The sequence below is a fragment of the Vibrio sp. genome, from assembly GCF_038138445.1.
GTDB lineage: Bacteria > Pseudomonadota > Gammaproteobacteria > Enterobacterales > Vibrionaceae > Vibrio.
In genome coordinates this window covers 1-18107 of sequence record NZ_JAYQDQ010000023.1, presented here as the reverse complement: position 1 = coordinate 18107, position 18107 = coordinate 1, and the positions used below count along the sequence as shown (strand labels likewise).

At 39.2% G+C, this 18107-nt stretch carries 15 protein-coding genes and 2 tRNA genes; 11 read left to right on the top strand and 6 right to left on the bottom strand.

Annotation, left to right across the window (positions count from 1 at the left end):
- Positions 1-341 precede the first annotated feature (341 nt).
- The gene (gene yejK / locus AAFM34_RS08475; protein WP_341661865.1) at positions 342-1346 is read right to left on the bottom strand and encodes a nucleoid-associated protein YejK; all 1005 of its coding nucleotides are present in this window, start codon (positions 1344-1346) and stop codon (positions 342-344) included.
- Between the two features lie 85 nt (positions 1347-1431).
- Between yejK and AAFM34_RS08470 the strand changes: the two genes are divergently transcribed.
- The 3 genes from AAFM34_RS08470 to AAFM34_RS08460 all read left to right on the top strand — a co-directional run bounded on the left by AAFM34_RS08470 (position 1432) and on the right by AAFM34_RS08460 (position 3616).
- A complete protein-coding gene (locus AAFM34_RS08470) occupies positions 1432-1656 on the top strand; it encodes a YejL family protein (RefSeq protein ID WP_341661863.1) in 225 nt (74 codons plus the stop codon).
- 27 nt (positions 1657-1683) lie between these two features.
- Positions 1684-3486, top strand: coding sequence for a DUF3413 domain-containing protein (locus AAFM34_RS08465; RefSeq protein WP_341661861.1), 1803 nt, complete (start codon positions 1684-1686; stop codon positions 3484-3486).
- 53 nt (positions 3487-3539) lie between these two features.
- A tRNA-Pro gene (locus tag AAFM34_RS08460) sits at positions 3540-3616 on the top strand.
- Between the two features lie 53 nt (positions 3617-3669).
- Here AAFM34_RS08460 and AAFM34_RS08455 read toward each other — a convergent pair.
- Entirely contained in the window at positions 3670-5718 is a 2049-nt protein-coding gene (locus AAFM34_RS08455; protein WP_341661859.1) for an ATP-binding protein, read from the bottom strand.
- Positions 5719-5981: 263 nt separating this feature from the next.
- Here AAFM34_RS08455 and AAFM34_RS08450 point away from each other — a divergent pair, with 263 nt between their 5' ends.
- From AAFM34_RS08450 to AAFM34_RS08420, 7 genes are all read left to right on the top strand, one after another.
- Positions 5982-7334, top strand: a complete 1353-nt coding sequence (locus AAFM34_RS08450) for a sigma-54 dependent transcriptional regulator (RefSeq protein WP_341661857.1) — start codon at positions 5982-5984, stop codon at positions 7332-7334.
- Between the two features lie 290 nt (positions 7335-7624).
- Positions 7625-8632, top strand: coding sequence for a TAXI family TRAP transporter solute-binding subunit (locus AAFM34_RS08445; RefSeq protein WP_371833259.1), 1008 nt, complete (start codon positions 7625-7627; stop codon positions 8630-8632).
- A gap of 31 nt (positions 8633-8663) precedes the next feature.
- Positions 8664-10796, top strand: coding sequence for a TRAP transporter permease (locus AAFM34_RS08440; protein WP_341661855.1), 2133 nt, complete (start codon positions 8664-8666; stop codon positions 10794-10796).
- Between the two features lie 161 nt (positions 10797-10957).
- Positions 10958-11048: transfer RNA gene (locus AAFM34_RS08435), tRNA-Ser, on the top strand.
- Positions 11049-11363: 315 nt separating this feature from the next.
- A complete protein-coding gene (locus tag AAFM34_RS08430; protein ID WP_341661853.1) occupies positions 11364-11840 on the top strand; it encodes a hypothetical protein in 477 nt (158 codons plus the stop codon).
- On the top strand, positions 11837-12049 hold the full coding sequence (locus AAFM34_RS08425) for a hypothetical protein (protein WP_341661851.1): 213 nt from the start codon (positions 11837-11839) through the stop codon (positions 12047-12049). Before AAFM34_RS08430 ends, AAFM34_RS08425 begins: the two co-directional genes overlap by 4 nt.
- Before the next feature lie 414 nt (positions 12050-12463).
- Positions 12464-13669, top strand: coding sequence for a hypothetical protein (locus tag AAFM34_RS08420; protein ID WP_341661849.1), 1206 nt, complete (start codon positions 12464-12466; stop codon positions 13667-13669).
- Positions 13670-13872: 203 nt separating this feature from the next.
- Here the strand turns inward: AAFM34_RS08420 and AAFM34_RS08415 are convergent, their stop codons facing one another.
- The 4 genes from AAFM34_RS08415 to AAFM34_RS08400 form a co-directional block, all read right to left on the bottom strand.
- Entirely contained in the window at positions 13873-14169 is a 297-nt protein-coding gene (locus tag AAFM34_RS08415; protein ID WP_341661847.1) for a hypothetical protein, read from the bottom strand.
- Positions 14156-14323: a hypothetical protein gene (locus tag AAFM34_RS08410; protein ID WP_341661845.1), complete on the bottom strand. Its 168-nt coding sequence runs from the start codon at positions 14321-14323 to the stop codon at positions 14156-14158. The genes AAFM34_RS08415 and AAFM34_RS08410 overlap by 14 nt, the downstream gene beginning before the upstream one ends.
- Entirely contained in the window at positions 14298-14987 is a 690-nt protein-coding gene (locus tag AAFM34_RS08405; protein WP_341661843.1) for a hypothetical protein, read from the bottom strand. Before AAFM34_RS08405 ends, AAFM34_RS08410 begins: the two co-directional genes overlap by 26 nt.
- Positions 14988-15423: 436 nt before the next feature.
- Complete coding sequence (locus AAFM34_RS08400; RefSeq protein ID WP_341661840.1) at positions 15424-16782, bottom strand: tyrosine-type recombinase/integrase; 1359 nt, start codon at positions 16780-16782, stop codon at positions 15424-15426.
- A 379-nt stretch (positions 16783-17161) separates the two neighbouring features.
- Between AAFM34_RS08400 and AAFM34_RS08395 the strand changes: the two genes are divergently transcribed.
- Positions 17162-17713, top strand: coding sequence for a hypothetical protein (locus AAFM34_RS08395; RefSeq protein WP_341661838.1), 552 nt, complete (start codon positions 17162-17164; stop codon positions 17711-17713).
- Positions 17714-18107 lie beyond the last annotated feature (394 nt).

The window sequence follows — 18107 nt, the reverse complement described above, 5'->3', positions numbered from 1 at the left end:
ATCCATGAATTGAATGGTTTAATGTTATTTTTATATACGCGGCAGGTTACATATTTGCACCATATTATTCAACACACATATCAACAAAGCACACATGCATATTTATATTTTTGTCCATTATGAGTTAATTATCACATCAGCAAGCGACAATTGATTTAAATATGACCATACTTGCCGAAAACTCAGCGGGATTGAACAGACTAAAATAGCGTTTTCTATGAGATTTCTATGGCTAAACTGTAGGAGAAGCGTTTATAAATCGTAATGGCACATGTTAAAGATATTTTAAAGTGCCATTAACTATTATTTTCGAAGGGAGGTAGGCTGAAAAGGGTAACTGCTTACCCTTGATTTCTGGTTAATTGGTCGCGCAAGTTTGGCGGCGTCCCTTTAATGGTTAAAGTGTCGGTTTCTGGATCGTAAAATATACGCTCACCAAGCAGCATACTGTCAAAACTCATATTGAGCCCACCACCTGCCCCAACATATTTTGTTAGCTTTCTAACCGCCGTTCTATCTCCCGGGAAGCTGTCTTCTAACTCATACCCTCTCTCTTGGGTAAAATCTAAAAAGCTGGTTCCTTCATGGGTCGGGGGTAATTCTCCAGACAGTTCTCGAACCTGAACTTCATCACCCGTTTTGATCTGCTCATTGCAATAATCCGCCACTTGTTTTTTGTAACTGATCACTTCTTCTTTTTCTAACTTTGAGTCAGTGCAAAAATCGTCAACTGCTTGCATCAAAACTTGATTTTGTTGTTTGGTATCTAACCCAACCTCTGCTTGTAAAAAATCTAAGAAAAAGTCAGCCACTTTACGACCTACACGCCCCTTTATATAAGCCAAATAGCGGTTGGACTCTTTATCCGTCTCATAGCTGGTCAAATCGATACGTACCGCTATATCCATTTTGCTAAGATCCAAATAATCTGTCGCGCTAATATCAAGGCCTTCTGTCACTTTTAGGCTCTGGTTGGATGGCACAATAGCAACAAACAAATAATCGGTTGCCAGCGACTGATATTCTGCAATCACTAAGATGCCTTCATCTGCAAAGGGGTATTTGCTCAACTCACTTTTGAGACGATTTGCACTAAGTTGCGAAAAATCATAGAAGTTCCTTCCACCTTTGCGAAGTTCATGCAACCAGATTTGAAATTCACTGTCAGATTTAAAACTACCAAAGCCTTTGCCTGCTTTGGAATTGAAGACTCTGTGAAGCTCAGCCACTAAATTTTCAGTGGACGTGTCGTTTTCTAGACATTCCGTTCTAAAGTTAACAATAAGCTCGTCAGAGTCATTTTTTCGTAACTGATGCAAAATTACATTTGAAAGATGAAGGCTCATGATAAATTTTTATCGTCGTGTAGGTTTCAGTTGCGGGGCATTGTAGGTTATCATAAGTCGCTTTACTATCACCATTAGAGTCTTTATGCCGATCACATCTAAATACAGCGATGACAAAGTAGAAACTATCTTATCAGAGGTAGCTGCTGTTCTTGACAAACACGGGGCTGGGCCTGAGCTATCTTTAATGATTGCAGGTAATATCGCTACCAATGTCTTAAATCAAAACGTTAATGCTTCACAAAGAAAAGCGCTTGCTGAAAAATTTGCTCAGGCACTGTTGTCTTCTATTGAAGAAAACACTCACTAGAATAACAAACGGACAATAGAACATTACATGGTAGATAACGGAAACACATACGGTGAACGCGTTTCGCGTCTGGTTGGTTGGGGGCATTGGTTTGCCTTTTTCAATATCATTGCAGCCATGCTCATTGGCACCCGTTATATCACTGAATCTCCTTGGCCGGAAACCTTACTCGGTCAATTTTACCTCGCCATATCTTGGGTAGGTCACTTTGGCTTTCTTGTGTTTGCGCTTTATCTGTTAGTTCTATTCCCGCTAACCTTTTTAATTCCCTCTCGAAAACTGTTTCGATTAGTCGCCGTATGTTTTGCCACTTTCGGGCTAACCGTATTGCTTGTGGATACGCAAGCCTACCAAAAGATAAATCTCCACCTAACCCCTGTGGTTTGGGAAGTATTACTCAACGAAGAAGGCAGTTCGGTAAATATTGATTTGCAGCACCTATTCGTGGTGTTGCCGCTGATCTTTCTTCTGCAACTGGCGCTATCGGAGTGGGTGTGGAGAAAACAGCGTAGACTATCCCACAAGCACATTGGCCGCCCTATCGCGATACTGTTTTTCGTTAGCTTTATTACTAGCCATCTCATTTATGTCTGGGCGGACGCGTACTTCTATAATCCGATCACCGCCCAGAAAGCGAACTTCCCTCTTTCTTATCCGATGACGGCTAAATCCTTTATGGAACGTCATGGTTTGCTTGACCGCGATGAATATTTACAGCGCTTAAAAGAAAATCAAGCTCATGCTGAGTTAGTACGTTACCCGCTGGAAAAACTAGAGTTTAGCCGCAGAGCAAACTCTCTGAACGTTTTGATTGTGAGCGTCAATAATTTACGCAGCGATGTAATGACATCAGAGTGGATGCCCAATGCGGCAAACTTTGCCGAGCAAAATCTGTCTTTCACCAATCATTACAGCTCAAGTAACGATACCTTCGGCGTATTTGGTCTCTTTTATGGACTGCCAAGTAGCTATGTTAGCAGCATCAAGATGCAAGGTTCTCGACCTATTCTTCTCGATACCCTGCTAGATAAAGACTACAGTTTCGGTCTATTTAGCGGAGATAACTTTGATGACGCTCTGTATGGTGAAACGATTTTCCGTGGTCTCAACTTCACAGGCATTGCATTCAATGATGCAAGCTCTCCCGATACTCAAGCAATCAATGCTTGGGCAAATTGGGTTGAGCAGCGCAAGAAGTCCCCTTGGTTCAGCTTTATCGAGCTGACTACGGTTGACAACTTCAGCGCTTATGATGATAAAGGTAACCATTCAACGCTCGATAAACTGCAAAACGGATACCACGCCTCTGTCACTCACGCTGACGAAGAGCTAGGCGTTTTATTTGATAAAATAGAGCAGCTCGGTATCAGCGAATCGACCGTGGTGATTTTAACCTCTAATCACGGTACTGAGTTTAACGAGACAAAAACCAACAGCTGGGGTTCAAACAGCAACTACAGCCGTTACCAACTCCAAGTGCCTATGGTTATCCACTGGCCAGGTAAAGTGCCAGCGATTTATGACCACAGAACAAGTCACCTCGATTTGTCCGTGACCCTATTACAAGATTTATTGGGCGTGTCCTCCAATCCTTCTGATTTTAGCAGTGGGCAAAATTTATTCGATGAAAGCCCTAGAAAATGGATTCTTGCGGGTGGCACTCGAGAGCTAGCCCTAATAACCAACAAAGATACAACGGTAATCGACAAATTCGGTAACTACAAACTATATGATGGAAACTACCAGCGATTGCAGGATAAAAACCCTACTTTACCGGTATTAATGCAGGGTTTAACCGAATTACAGCGTTTTTATGCGAAAAGTAATTAAATCCTTATCTTAGTATTTGACCTAAAGAAAAAAAATAGGTACATTACTCGCATCGGACTGTAGCGCAGCTTGGTAGCGCACCGTCATGGGGTGTCGGGGGTCGGAGGTTCAAATCCTCTCAGTCCGACCATACACCTAGAAAAAGAGAGCTTATGCTCTCTTTTTTGCTATCTGAGATACATACTACTTATCGTCTTTATTCATCGTTAAGATAAACACCATCCCACTTGGATAATTGCGGCTAGCCGTTAACTTTCCTCTCATATCACGAGTGTTATTGGCTGATATGGCAAGGCCTAAGCCAAGCCCTTCACCTATCTTTTTCGTGGTGTAAAAAGGCTCGAAAATTGATTGCAATTTATCGTCGTCAACACCTACACCATTATCACTGATTGTAAATTCAATCTGCTCTATTCGGTCAATAACTTGGATAGAAATACTTGGGCTTTTTACGTCTGCAACCGCATCTATAGCGTTAGATAACAGATTCCCCAACACCTGACGCAAGCGGGCATCTTCTCCTAAAACGCGATTCACACCAGCCTCTATATCAATATTAAATTCAACTTGCTCTAGCTTTGGTTCAAAAGTCGTTAAGACCTCATGCAAAGCATCGCGAAAGTTGACTGAAACGGGCTCATCTAAACGCTGGAAGGCAAATGATTTGAGCTGGCGAGTCATGGAGATCATGCGCTCAATAAGCGTCATAGCTAACACTGTATTGTCTTTCACTTGGTCGATCGCACCGTTTTCAAGTAGCAGCTTATTGGTTGAGAACAAGGTTTTCATCCCGGTTAGCGGCTGATTGAATTCATGCACAATCGCACTGGACATTCTGCCCAGCGCAGCCATTTTGCTCGACTCGACGAGTTCTTGATGAGCGGTCTCCAGCTCCAAAGTTCGCTCTTCAACTTTGTACTGCAATAATTGATTGGTTTGCTTGAGTGCATGTTCTGCCCGTTTGCGCTTGCTGATATCAATCACAGTACATAAATACAATCGCTCATCACTCCACGAAAGGGCATTGACCGATAAGATAATGGGAAATAAGCTGCCGTCACTCCGTTGGCCTAACGTCTCGACTTGGTTAAGGTCAATCAAATAGGACAAAGTGTCTAAGTTTTTTAGTAAACTCAGTATGGTCGTATCTGAGCTGCCATTTTCAAATAGTTGCCAAACACGTATATTTCGAATCATAGATTCAGATAAACTAAAATAGCGCTTTGCCATAGGATTCATCTCCTTAATCTGACCTTGGCTATCGACCAATATCAAACCAACATGGGTTTTATTGATCATCTGATTCAACCTTTGCTCAGAGGCTCTGATCCAATCTTGCATTTTTTGGTAGGCTGCAATTTTTTGTTTGCGTTGACGCGAGACCACCACCAGCAAAAAAATCATCAAACTAATAAAAACCAAGCTCCAGCTAGTCCTAAGTACGGTTTGATTTAGGGAAGCTAAAGGCGTTAGATAAACCAGCCGCCAGTCTAAGTCATCCAACAGGACACTCTGCACTAAATATCGCTCAGCTTTTATCTGCCATATTTCTATCCGTGTGCCATCATACAAGGTCTGACTTTCACTAAACGATCCATTAGTAAAATAACCTTCGAACCAAGAGGAAGAAAAAAGTCTATCACTCGAAAGAAATAGCGAGCTTGATGCTTGATGAGCCAAAATAGCTTCTCCTTCAGAAAACCACTGCTCGATCAGCATATTCAAATCCGCTTGAACCACAATCACACCTATGATCTCGCTGCCATCATAAAGTGGCGCTGCAACCAAATAATCACTGCTGCCTGCGACATGAGATACCGCCCCGCTATTAAGCAGTACTTTTTCCGTCACTTGTTTGGCGATATGGCTCCCCAATCTCTGATCATCAACACTCGAGATTGTTATTTGGCCCTTAGTGTTAAGGAGATACCAACCTTTCGTGCTTGCGGCTTTATCAAGCGTTATTAACTGTGCTTGCAGCTCTTGGTATAGATCCTCTTGACCTTTTAAATATCTTACTCCTGTATCGTCTTTAGTGACTAAAAATGGCAGGTAGTCAAAGCGCTGCAAGGTTCGGCGAACACTTTCTATGTAACCAAGAAAACGGTCTTCAGCGTTTCGCTGCGTGGTTTCCATCTTCCATTGATAGATAATTTTGTGACTTAGCGCCTGCATCAATCCCATTAATACGCTAACTAAGATCACTGTAATCAAAAGCCTTCGGCCATGCATAAAGCCCATTCCTTTTTTCAGCCCATGAAGCCATCATGCTAGGGTAATCTATTTCAAAGTCAGCATCGCTGTATCAGTGCCTTATAATATTTTTTTTATCAAAATATTTTATCTGTGTTCCACTTGTGCTTTAGCCAAATCACACCAATCGTGGGTTTCTTTGTAGGTTTGCTGCTTGAAGAGATTGTCCAAAATGCGATATCCGTCCTTTTCGTTATCGATAGATTTGCTTAACGTGAAGAAAAAAGTCAGTAGTGGACAATATGGAAGTCGTCACCGAACAGAAAATCGCCTTAATTGAAGACGATCCTCTAGTACGTCATACCACGCAGCAGTGGTTGGACTTAGCAGGATTTAGTGTACAGAGTTTTGAAAGCGCAGAAGCGGCCATAGGTAGTATTAAGGACAACACTTTTTGCGCCATCGTTAGTGATGTGCGTCTGCCGGGACAAAGCGGCTTAGATTTGATGCAGCAGGTTAAAGCCATCAACCCATCGATTCCTGTTGTATTAATTACCGGTCATGGCGATGTGGATATGGCGGTGAAAGCTTTGCAAAAAGGTGCATTCGATTTTATCGAAAAGCCTTTTGAGCCAGAACGTTTATCCGACACTATTTCTCAAGCTATCACTCACTATCAAAGCTCACAGCACTGGCAAGGCCGACAAAGCTACCTGAAAAACCTACAAGGTATGGAGCAAATTCTTATCGGCCAAAGTGCGGTAATGAAAGAGCTTCGTGAACAAATTCACAAGGTAGCCAACATAGATACTCATGTCATCATATACGGCGATACTGGATGTGGAAAAGAAGTCGTCGCTCAATGTCTTCATCAGTATAGCCTTCGCAGCAAACATGCTTTCGTCCCCGTCAATTGTGGGGCAATCCCTGAAACCCTGTTTGAAAGTGAGCTATTTGGCCATGAAATAGGCGCCTTTACTGGCGCATCGAAAAAAACAGTCGGTAAACTGGAGTTCGCCGATAAAGGCACTTTATTTTTTGATGAAATAGAAAGTATGCCAGCCGCAATGCAAGTGAAAGTGCTGCGAGTTATTCAAGAAAATACGCTAGAACGCGTGGGAAGTAATCAGTCACACCACGTGAATTTACGCATTATTTCAGCGGCCAAAAGCCCTCTGCTTAATCACCCCGAATTTCGCCAAGATTTGTTTTATCGACTTAATGTTGCTCAACTCTATTTACCGCCGCTCAAAGAGCGAGAGGAAGATGCCCTGCTACTTTTTGACCACTTTACCCAGCAAGCGAATTCCAATACTCGGCGGGCAAGTCGAGCAGACCAAGATGCCCTTTTGAGCTATCACTGGCCGGGAAATGTTCGTGAACTGCGCAATGTCGCGATACGTTTCGCACTCGATGACTCAGTAACCGTTGGAGAGATTTTATCCAGCCAGCCTACAACACCAAGCCCAACCAAACAGCAAGGGGTGTCACTTACAATTCAAATGCAGAGCTTTGAGAAAAAGGTGCTGCATGAGTCTCTTAATCGCCATAGTGGGCGCATCAATGATGTGATGCAAGAGTTGGATTTACCCAGACGTACACTCAATCAGAAAATGCTCAAATACGCATTAAATCGAAGTGATTATATTGAATAAGTAAAGTCATCTTACTAGCGAGATGTTATCGGCATAAAATGGCTTATTCATTGATCTTAAATATTAGATAAAGAAATTGAATAACGACTAAAGTCCTATTTAGTCAACGCATAGACTGTCCTACCTGATAAGCCATTTTTTGCTCATATAAAAATTAACAAACAAGCAACAAATGGCTCATTTTAGTAACTGATAAAATAAAAGTTATTTAAATACAAAAAGTTAAGAGTTGGCATTGTGCTTGCTCTACCCTGCTTTCGATAATTATAATCATATGGAGCATGACCATAATGTTGAAACAATTACTTAAAACCACATCAATTATCATAGGAACGCTTAGCCTTAGTCTGCAAACTCTTGCCAATGACCGCAGTTATATTCTTGCGACCGCCTCCACAGGAGGCACTTACTACCCTGTTGGCGTTGCCCTTGCCACCTTAAGTAAAGTCAAACTTGCCCCGAAGCAACATTTCTCTTTAGCAGCCATTAGCTCAGCAGGCTCAGGTGAAAACATCAAACTGCTCAACGACAACCAAGCGCAATTTGCGATTCTTCAGGGTTTGTATGGCGCTTGGGCGTGGCAAGGCAAAGGGCCTTATGAAAGTGCAGGAAGCCAAACCGAGCTGCGTTCAGTTTCCATGCTGTGGCAGAACGTCGAACATTTTATCGTTCGATCCGATCTTGCCCCAACAGGCACTATGGCTGATCTGGAAAAGTTAAAAGATAAAAAATTCTCGATTGGCAAAAAAAGCTCAGGTACGGAAAACTCGGGCCGACAAATTATGCAAAGCCTAGCGATAGACCCGGAACAATTTAAGCTTGCCTACATGGGCTATGGTGGGAGTGCCAGTGCGCTACAAAACGGTACAATTGATGGAATGAACACGCCAGCGGGCGTGCCTGTTGGCGCCGTAACTCAAGCCTTTGCTGCACTGGGTAACGACATCCAAATTTTATCCTTTACCGATGAGCAGATCCAACAAGCCAATAAGCAATACAATATTTGGTCAAAATACGATATTCCTGCCAACACTTATCCGGGGGTCAATAAGGTCATCACAACCATTGCACAGCCTAACTTTCTAGCCGTGCGCGAAGATGTTTCTGAAGAAGATGTTTATCAGTTAACCAAAGCAATTTATGAAAACCTCCCTTTCCTGCAAGGCATTCATAAAGCGACTAAAGTGATGGCACTAGAAAGAGGCGCTTCTGGTTTGCCTGTTCCTTTACACCCTGGCGCGGCTCGTTACTATCGTGAAATGGGTATCGAACTATCACCTGAACTCATTGTTCGCTAAGCCCTTTTGGTTATTTCCAAGCGAGGCGAATATGGACACCAATAATTCGATGCAGCAAGAGCTGCAAAAGTTTGAACTTTCCACCCGTAGTCACTTACCCATGGTGGGTAAGTGCATCACCTTATTTTGTGTGGCGCTATCCTTAGCCCACATTTGGTTTAACCTTACGGCAAGCTTGCCTGAGCTATGGACTTCAGCCATTCACTTTGGTGGCTTTGCGATAATATGTACTCTGCTCTACCCCGCTCACCCTTCTCTCAAAAAGAGTAAGATTGCGCTTGGGATTGATGTGCTTCTTATTGCGGCCATAGTGAGCTGTGTACTTTATCTTCCTTTTGGCGAAGACAAGCTGTATGAAAGAGGGATGCACTTTGTCACCAGCGACTGGGTATTTTCACTGCTGGCAATCGCGATTATCACTGAGCTGATACGCCGAACTATGGGATGGTTTATTCCCGTTTTGATCATTCTATGCTTGAGCTATGTGGTTTGGTGGGGAGACTGGGCGACAGGTTTGTTCCACTTCCCGGGGCTTAGCGCTGAAACTCTGCTTTATCGCAGCTTCTATTCATCAGAAGGTATGTTTGGCCCGATTTCGCGCATCAGTTGGTCATTTGTGTTTATGTTCATCTTGTTTGGCGCATTTTTGGTCCGCTCTGGGGTCGGTGATTACATCATTGCTGTGGCTAAGGCTGCCGCTGGAAAAATCATAGGCGGCCCGGGTTTTGTTGCCGTATTGGGCTCAAGCTTAATGGGTTCAGTGTCTGGCTCAAGTGTCGCCAACACAGTATCAACTGGGGTTATTACCATTCCTTTGATGAAAAAAGCAGGCTTTCCTGCTCGGTTTGCCGCTGGCGTAGAAGCGGCCGCCTCCACAGGAGGTCAGCTCATGCCTCCGGTCATGGGCGCTGGCGCGTTTATTATTGCTTCTTACACGCAAGTACCCTACGGAGACATCATTCTTGTGTCACTTCTACCAGCGGTGATTTATTTTTGTTCCGTCGCTTTTTTTGTTCGTATTGAAGCAAAACGCAGCGGAGTACAAAAAACATCGACAGAAAGCGAGCCATTTATGCAGGTTCTCTTGTCTGGCTGGCACAACCTTATACCGCTTGTGGTACTGGTCGTCTTGCTTATTCAGGGCTTTACGCCAACCTACGCCGCAGGGCTCGCGATAGTATCAGTGATTGTTTCTTCTTGGTTGTCCAAACACCACAAAATGGGACCAAAAGCCATATTCGAGGCGCTAGCACAAGGTGCGAAAAATATGGCGACGACGGCTGTGTTGCTAACCGGTATTGGCTTAGTGGTTAACGTAATAAGTACAACGGGTATAGGTAATACGTTTTCGCTGATGATCCAGCAATGGGCCAGCGGTGATTTACTCGTGATGATTACTTTAATCGCTCTCGCATCACTGATTTTAGGCATGGGACTGCCTGTCACTGCCTCTTATATCGTACTCGGAACACTTTCAGCCCCTGCGCTTTACCAACTCCTCGCGGAGAAGCAGCTTTTGGAGCTGATGGTCTCAGGACAGTTGCCGCAGCAAGCCAGCGCCATCTTTATGCTCAGCGCTCCCGATAAAGTCGGTTTACTCAACGCGCCTATGTCACTTGAAGTGGCGCAAAGCTTAATTGCACAGGTCCCCGCTGACTTTATGCAAACCTTGTATGAGCAGAGCCTTGGCATCGAAACCATTACGCTGGCACTACTTTCTGCTCACCTGATCATTTTCTGGCTGTCACAAGACAGTAATGTCACGCCACCTGTGTGTTTAACCGCTTTTGCCGCTGCAACCATTGCTCGCACTCCCCCAATGCGAACAGGCTTTACAGCTTGGAAAATAGCCAAAGGTTTGTATCTAGTGCCGCTTCTTATTGCTTATACCAACATAGTGAGCTGGGACCCTGTGTCTGTTATCCAAGCAGGCGTATTTGCCATACTGGGTACCTACGCTTTTGTTGGCGTACTCGAAGGCTATTTAGAAGGTGAGATAAAAGGGCTGCATCGAGTAATCTTGCTCGCCCTCGGACTAATACTCGTTTGGCCACAAGTATCACTAGTAATAAAAATCATGAGTGCGGCGGTATTGTTTGGCTTAGTGATATACAGTCATCAAAATCACAAAGCGCCATCAATGACGCCAAGCACCTCCTCTTAAACGCGAAGAGTGCAGCATTTCGGCTGCACTTTTCACTTCTAATTTAGGCCAATTAGGTAATTTATAATCGAATGGCGGTACATTCTGCTCATAATTAAAGCATTCAATAAAATGAGGGGTTTACAACAAGTTCTAACCCCTATATTATTCGCCCCAACAACGGAGAGATGGCTGAGTGGTTGAAAGCACCGGTCTTGAAAACCGGCATACGTTAATAGCGTATCTAGGGTTCAAATCCCTATCTCTCCGCCACATTTAAGAGATAACCCACTGTTTACAGTGGGTTTTTTCTTATCTGGCGTTTAGAAAACGTTGAACCTCATCAGCAATATTTAGCTAAAAAATGCAGTTGTTAGCTGTTGTTAGTTTTAGCACTTCCTAAGTCATCACACAAGAAACTAAACCAATCTTATGAGCCAGTTAAGCATCTGCTCATCTTTGTAAGATGCCCTTTCGAGAGCATAAGATAAAAAATCAATGATTAGCCGTGTTGGAAGAAATATCTATTTGAACAAAAGTAACGCATTGATTAGTATGCATATGTATTAAATTTTATATGGAGTTTTTATGAGAAGTTTTCTTAAATTTTCACTTATCTCTCTGATCCTAGTTACTTTGTCAGGTTGCACAGGTGATAATGTTAGTAAAATTCTTAATCAGGGTGGTGTCTTGAAGCGTGATACTACGTATGATTTTCAAATGGTCCAAATTGGAAATATCAATGCACGTAGTGATTCCTATAGTGAAGCTTCTATTTGCAAAGCTGATAGTCCTTCTTGTTGGAAATTAACTTATGATGGTGATTTGAGTGATTACGAGAATTTTTCATATGTGAATGTAGAAATTCTTAACGGTAAGATAACAGAAATTGACTCAGTTTGGTTTACCACTAAATGGGCTTATTATGTGGCTCTGTTTTTTATAGGTCATACAGGTGCTTTGATTTTCGGTAAGTACATATTTCTACCTCTTGTTATAGCTTTCATATTTTTAAGTTGGTTAGGACGTAATGCAGAACCAAATGAAGAAGAACAAAACATATGACAACATATAGATTAATACATAAGACTAATGGTTTTGTAGAAGACTTTAAGTATATTTGCTTCAATGCTAAAGATATTAAAAGTATCGAAAGCTTTCTTGCTACAACAAAAGAAGATTGGGCTGAATTTATTGTGGAAAGCTGGTCTGATCATAAGCTTGTCGGAACACGAGAAATCAAAGATCTGCCTTTAAACATACGTCAAACTTGATGAAAATTGAGATTGCACTTTAAATTTCTACATTTTAAGTGAAGCCCATCGCTACAGATTTGATGGGCTTTTTTGCGCCCATAAGCCACTTAAAGTGATTTTTGAACGTATTTGAGCATTGGCTCAAAGGCTTGAAAAAGTTGCTTAGAATGGCTTACAGCGATCCCAGTCTTGGCTTTTGCTCTTGTGAGATTTTGTAAAAATCGAGAGCGTAGCGGGTGAGGCTGTGCCGAACGGGTCTGGGGTATCCCCAGCCCTCGGAGAGCACACACACCCTGACCAGGGTGTTTTAGTGTGCTAAAACAGTTAACTGAACTGTACAGCCTTAAACGGCTGTGGAAAATTACCTCGTCAGCCTTGATTAATTATTTATATATGGTTTGTTGAATATATGAATAATTAAAAGAGGTCTCTATGAGTGATAAAAAATACTGCGCTGTAAATACGAAATATTATAAAAATTCAAATACGGGTGAAATAGCCCACGTCCTACGTAAAATGCTTGTAAATATTAATTCTGTAAAATGTTTACAAGAAAACAATTTTGGTTATTGTTTTTCTGAAAATGATGATTTAGAAAGTTATTACGAAAAAAGATTAAAAGACGCAAAAGATAATAATAAATACGCAATTCAAAATAATAGTAATACTTTCATTGATAGCGTTTTAGTTTTCAACTCTGAACAATTTTTAAAATGTATTGAAGAAAATAAACAAGATGAAATCGAACAAGCCACAAAAGATTTTATGTTGGAGTTTCAAAAAGAATATGGTTTTGAACCAATTGGTTTTGAGTTTCACTTAGATGAAGGAACGACTATTGACGCTGATAAATTAGAAGAATTATCAGAAGATGAAAGAAAAAAATATCGACCAATTGATAATCCTGATGAAGATTTTACTACTGAATATATAAAACATAATATTCACGCTCACGCTATATTTTTAAATTATGACTTTGATAAAAATAAAAGTTGTTTAAGAGATATGCGAAAAAAACATTGGACTTACTCTCAAGATTTATTACATAAACATTTTAAGAAGTTTGGTTTTGATCGTGGTGAAGCTAAAATGACAAATAAGCGAGATCATAAAGATAAAGAAGAATATGTTAGAGAATTAGAATTAAAATCAATAGAACTTGTAAAAAACACTAGTGAGCATTTAGATGAAAAAAATGAATTGTTAGATGAAATATTAGATCATCAACAAAAACTAGATCGATTTGAAAATTTAAGCAACTACGCTCAAAAAATTAAAAGCTTTTTTGATGAAAGACCTAAATTAATTCTAAGTTTAGAAAAAGCGTTTGGTGAAAAGTTTGATGAAGTAAAACAAATGGCAATTGAGATCTACCAAGCACTAACTGAAAGATCTGAACCAGTAAAGCAAGAAATTGTGATAGAGCAAGAGGTTGAACCAACACCAGAACCAGAGCTGGCCGAAGTGCCTAAGACCTTAGAAGAACAGAAAATTGATAATGAAGTTAAAGCGGAGCAAGTGGCTGAAAAAGAGAAAAAAATTAAAGCCATTAAGAACAAAAGAAAATATAAAAAGAAAAGTAATTCATCTGTTTCTAAACTTACTTTAAAACCTGATTTTCGCAAAAATGATGAGTAAAAACTCGACAACCACGGGACCACTTTTTATTGCAAGACAAGGGTTCACCCCCACCTACATTTTTAAGGTGTGTAGTGAACTCAATAAATTATCCATAGCTGATAATTTACTCCTTACCAGTCGATAGAAATAAAAAACAGTTAGTGATTACCAACTGTTTTACTCGAATTTGCAAATTAACAATTTTCAATTTATTCACCAAATTAACATTTAATATTTAATTCTTTAAACTCATCTTCATAAAGTTTCATTGTTGCAATATTTTTGTTTTTTAATATTGGATTATCTTCTTTTTCCATTTTATCTTTTAATTCCTGATATTCTTCTTTGATCCATTTGATATAGTCTTTTTTAGTATCAGGTTGACCTTTTTCATATCGTTCATAAGCCAATGGATGGCAAGAATATATATCTCTTGTTAATATTTCTCTTTCTGTATATCCCCTAAAAGTCCAATATCCATCTTCATTTAAAAGATAGCCGTTTTCATCTACATCCATTATTATTCTCCTGTCTATTTTTGTTTTTTCTTTTTTGTTTTAATTCTTGTATTTCTTGATCTGGTTCGTCTGAATTAACTAATATAACTAATTCTTCAAACATTTCTTGACGTTTTTTTAAAAAATCATCATACGCTATCTTTTTCTTCTTCATCGGTAAAACCTCTTATTTCATTTAATTTTTTAATAGCCTCATTTCTTTTATCTTCATTAGTTTCAGTTTTAATATACTCAACTAACGCATCAACATTTATTACTTCTTTACTATTCTTTCTATACAAAACAGTCAGTTTGTGTATATCTCTTTTATTATAGTTTTCTACCCAATTTCCTTTTCCGAAAAGGTAAGGGTTAACCTCAAAAGCGCCTCTGTTTATTTTTCCTGATTCACTTACAACAGAGAACAAAATACCTGATTTTTTCAATGCTTGAATAGCATTATTTACTTGTTGAATACCTTTTAAACCAAGCTCTTTGCATATTTTTTGTTTGTCATATTCTGTTATTGAAATAATATATTCTTCATATCTCATTAGTTTTAATAGAAAATATAAAACATCTTTATTAGCTGGTTGAATACCTTTCAAAGTAACAACATCTTTAAGATATAGTTTAATAAAATCTGGTTCGGTTGGTATACTGCTTGTTGCTGTTTCTGTAGAATTAACAGCCTCATCAAACTCATCAAAACTGACTTTATGAAAATACTCTTTTTTCTTTCTTTGCACTTTTAATTCTTCTGTATATCTATCATCAAATAAGCCATTTAGATGCTTATTTATCTCTTGTTCTTTTTTTCCTCTATTTATTTCGGCCATAATATATTCCTTTTTTAAGTTTCATAACTTAAATAAACCATATTTAAATGTTTTGTCAATGCCTTAAAGTAACTTTTTAAATGTTATGTTATTATTTAAGATAATCTGGATGATATAACTACAGTAGTTATAGTTATTAACATTTTAAATGTTATGACACTATATTATTAGAATGGTCATATTAGGTAAAATAACTACAGTAGTTATGATTAGTAATTACAGTAGTTATTTACATTAACTACAGTAGTTATGTAGAGGTAACACCTTATTTATTAGCGAAACCAATAATAGCAATGCTTTCAATAGATAAGTTTTAAAATAACATATCTCTTCTTATCTATTATGTGGAGTCTTGTTATATACAATTGTATTTAATTTTGATTGGCACTTTTTTTAATGCAGGGGGAGGTCAGTCCCCCTGATACCCCCTTAAATATTATTTCTGGTGGGGATTGGTTAAATCTTGATTTTCAAGAAAGTCTAACAATTCATTTTTTTGATCTTGAATATCTTGTTCTGTAAGTTTTTGACGCTTTTTATTTTCTTCTTCTTGAATAACTTTATGTGTAAGTAGATGTTTTCTGGATGATTTAGACATTGTTTCAATGTGTGAGTAATGATCTTCAATCATTTTAAGGCTTGTTCCACATACTTCTGCTATGAGCGACAAAGGTACATTATTCTCAATACATCGAGTAATGTAGCTATGTCTAAGGCTGTAAAGCGTGAAATTCTTTGATGTGGTAAGTAAGTGCCTACTTTGCAAATCTTCGATCAATTCATTGAAAATTTTGTTGTAAGTCGGTCTATCAGTATATTTTGTAGAAAAAACAAAATCTTTTGATTTAATTCTTGATAGTAATTCAATTGTTTCATATTCATCTAATTCTTTAACCAGATCTTTATATTTCTCATTTGCTGCAATAAGTAAAGAATTAACAGCCATTGTATCAAGAACTACCTTTCTTTTATTTTTCTTGTAATTAGCCGTTTTACCACCATTTACGATACAATATAAATCGCCATTGTTGTTTAATTCAAAATCTTTCCATTGAAGTTCATAGCATTCGTCTCCAGTTCTCATACCAGTGAAGTTTAACCAATTGAGATATGCAAAGAATAATTTATCAGTATGTTTTGATTTTCCAACTTTCTTTCTCAACATTATTTCATTGAATAATATTGATAGTTCATTTTCATTAAAAGCGTTTCTTGGTTCACAAGTCGCAATTTCAACATTGATTTTATTTATATCGAATGTTTGATCTATTGTAATAACTTTTTTATCTAAAGCTCTTTCAAATAATTTTTTAAAACAAAACTTATACTTTCCAAAAGTATTTTTTGAAAATGAAGTTTCAAGACTTAAAAAGTAGCTTTGCACTTCATCAAAAGTAAGATCTGAAATTAATAAATTATCTGGGTAATACTCAATAAATCTTTTCCAGTATCGTATCTGAGTGGCGTATTTTTCTTTACCCTTAACGACTTTCTTTGTTTCTCTTACTTCTACAGCATTTTGAAGTTGTTCAAACTCGTTGATCAACTCGTTGCATAGCTTATGAACTGTTATACGTTGCTTTGGCTGTTGTATCGGTAAACCACGATCTAACATCATTTTGTTGAATTGATACTCTGCTTTAGCTTTTGCTATAGCTTCATCTAGATCGGACGTTTTAAGTGAGAATTGACGTTTCTTATGTCCATCGAACTTGATATAGACACTGTAATTTTTGCTTTGCGGTAGTTTTCTGATCGACAATCCATTATGGATTTTGATGCTTTTCGTAGTCATTTTGTAACTCTCAAAGTTGTTAGTTTGGTTGTTAGTGACTAACTACCACATTTAAATTATTGAAAGTTATACTAAATATTGAATGGTTAATCAAACTTGAAAACCGGCATACGTTAATAGCGTATCTAGGGTTCAAATCCCTATCTCTCCGCCACATTCTAAGCCCTAGCCTTCGACTAGGGCTTTTTTGTATTTGATTATCCCACTCAAACATTTCCCTAACACTCGACCCCTTACGCAGCAATACATTCAATTATTGTTTAAAACACAAGTAATTCGTCGCATTTTATTAACCAGTTTAACTGTTTGTTATTTATAAATATTTAAAATCAATTCTAGTGACGCAGTTGGTGTCACGCTGACAGTTTGAGAGGTGTAAATGTATTATTTGACGCATATAGAAGAAGACCATAATTGGAGCATGACGGCTAATTGCTATGCCTATGCGTGCGATCAAAGAACGACCCATATTAGAAACGGTAGAAGATGTGCGGTTCCAGGTGGAACACATCATAATCCAGCCTTTCCTATTGCAGGTGATAACACCTATGCAGATAGGTTGGTTCGAGGAGCAATGAGAGATGGACTGACTCTATTATCTAGAGGCAACCCTGCCAATTTACACCTGCACCCCTGCCCTAGAGGGCACTACAGAGTCGCACTGTTTGCAAACAAAGTGGGGTTTCACTGGCTAAGGCACGATGAAGTTCTCGATAGGTGGAGCTGGAAAAGTGGGAATGGTGGACCTGTCTACTATAACGTATTCAATAACAGAGATGGGATTAAAAGGACTATATACGTCAAGAACGAATATTTAGAAAGTATTAATCAAGACACACACAAGACTGACATATTATCTGCGGAAATCAACAATATGGACTTTATCGCCTATTTTGCAGTCCCTAATGGTGGATTAGCAGTCTCCGCTTAATGTGATCCATTTTAGTCTGTTCCAAAGCACCCACAACACTTTGGGGGTGTAATACCCATCGTTTAATCCAGCAAGATAATTAAGGTTTGGCGCACCATTTCCACAATAGGCTCAAACCTTATCAAAAATTCGCTTTCGCGAGTCCTTTGTGGTTTGTGTCCTGAGCTTGCTTTACTCTGGCCAATTGCTAAGCACCTCAGCTTCATATTTAGCTATCATGGTGTCTAGTTCACCGCTGTCTCTTAGCTCAATAATTTTCTTGTTAATGATCGGAACCAGTTCAGCATGATCTTTATGGATATAATGATAAAGTCCGAGTTGAGCAAGAGGAGGGCCAACTAGCTCTAATGCCGATCAGTTAAACATTAATCGGCAGATCAATTGAATGATCCCA